At 54.8% G+C, this 1756-nt stretch carries 1 rRNA gene (running past one end of the window); it reads right to left on the reverse strand.

Going from position 1 to position 1756, the window contains the following annotated elements:
* Positions 1–1729: ribosomal RNA gene (locus O1W71_RS16425) — 23S ribosomal RNA — on the reverse strand (it extends 1453 nt beyond the left edge of the window).
* Positions 1730–1756 lie beyond the last annotated feature (27 nt).

Raw genomic sequence — 1756 nt, forward strand, 5'->3', positions numbered from 1 at the left:
TGAGTCACGGATTTGCCTATGACTCGGCCTACGCACTTGCCCCGGGACAACCATCGCCCGGGTTGGGCTACCTTCCTGCGTCACACCTGTTAATACGCTAGCCGCACCAGCATGGGGTCGAGCGTTAGACCGGACCGTCTCACCCCGAAGGGATCAACTAAGCCCGGGTTAGGACTCTTAGCACCACTGGATTAGCTTGGGCGGTTCTTCGCCGGTACGGGAATATCAACCCGTTGTCCATCGACTACGCCTGTCGGCCTCGCCTTAGGTCCCGACTTACCCAGGGAAGATTAGCTTGACCCTGGAACCCTTGGTCTTTCGGAGGACGTGTTTCTCACACGTCTTTCGCTACTCATGCCTGCATTCTCACTCGTGTGCCGTCCACGGCTGGGTCACCCCGCCGCTTCACCCGGCACACGACGCTCTCCTACCCATCAACACGGCTGGACCACGAAGGCCTACCAATAATGTCAATGCCACAACTTCGGTGGCGTGCTTGAGCCCCGTTACATTGTCGGCGCGGAATCACTTGACCAGTGAGCTATTACGCACTCTTTCAAGGGTGGCTGCTTCTAAGCCAACCTCCTGGTTGTCAGAGCAACTCCACATCCTTTCCCACTTAGCACGCGCTTTGGGACCTTAGTTGGTGGTCTGGGTTGTTTCCCTCTCGACTATGAAGCTTATCCCCCACAGTCTCACTGCTGCGCTCTCACTTACCGGCATTCGGAGTTTGGCTGACGTCAGTAACCTTGTAGGGCCCATCGGCCATCCAGTAGCTCTACCTCCGGCAAGAAACACGCAACGCTGCACCTAAATGCATTTCGGAGAGAACCAGCTATCACGAAGTTTGATTGGCCTTTCACCCCTATCCACAGCTCATCCCCTCAGTTTTCAACCTAAGTGGGTTCGGTCCTCCACGACGTCTTACCGTCGCTTCAACCTGGCCATGGATAGATCACTTCGCTTCGGGTCTAGGACACGCGACTGAATCGCCCTATTCAGACTCGCTTTCGCTACGGCTACCCCACACGGGTTAACCTCGCCACGTATCGCTAACTCGCAGGCTCATTCTTCAAAAGGCACGCTGTCACCCCTACTAAGGAGGCTCCAACGGTTTGTAAGCAAACGGTTTCAGGTACTATTTCACTCCCCTCCCGGGGTACTTTTCACCTTTCCCTCACGGTACTTGTCCGCTATCGGTCATCTGGGAGTATTTAGGCTTATCAGGTGGTCCTGACAGATTCACACGGGATTTCTCGGGCCCCGTGCTACTTGGGATACTCTTCACGCCAAGAGAAGCATTTCGACTACGGGGTTCGCACCCTCTATGACCAGGCATTCAAACCTGTTCGTCTATACCTTCTTGTAACGTCGACCACTCGGCAGAATGATCAGAAAAGTCCCACAACCCCCAACGTGCAACGCCTGCCGGCTATCACACACGCAAGGTTTAGCCTGATCCGGTTTCGCTCGCCACTACTAACGGAATCGCTGTTGCTTTCTCTTCCTGTGGGTACTGAGATGTTTCACTTCCCCACGTTCCCTCTACCCGCCCTATATATTCAGGCGGGAGTCACTAGGTCGGCACGCCGCCCAGCGGGGTTTCCCCATTCGGACACCCTCGGATCACAGTGTGCTTATCCACTCCCCGAGGCTTATCGCAGATTGCTACGTCCTTCTTCGGCTCCAGATGCCAAGGCATCCACCGTTTGCTCTTAAAGACTTGAAATCACATGAGTTGAATCGTCAAAAAATG

Source organism: Microbacterium sp. H37-C3, assembly GCF_027157935.1.
Lineage (GTDB): Bacteria > Actinomycetota > Actinomycetes > Actinomycetales > Microbacteriaceae > Microbacterium > Microbacterium plantarum.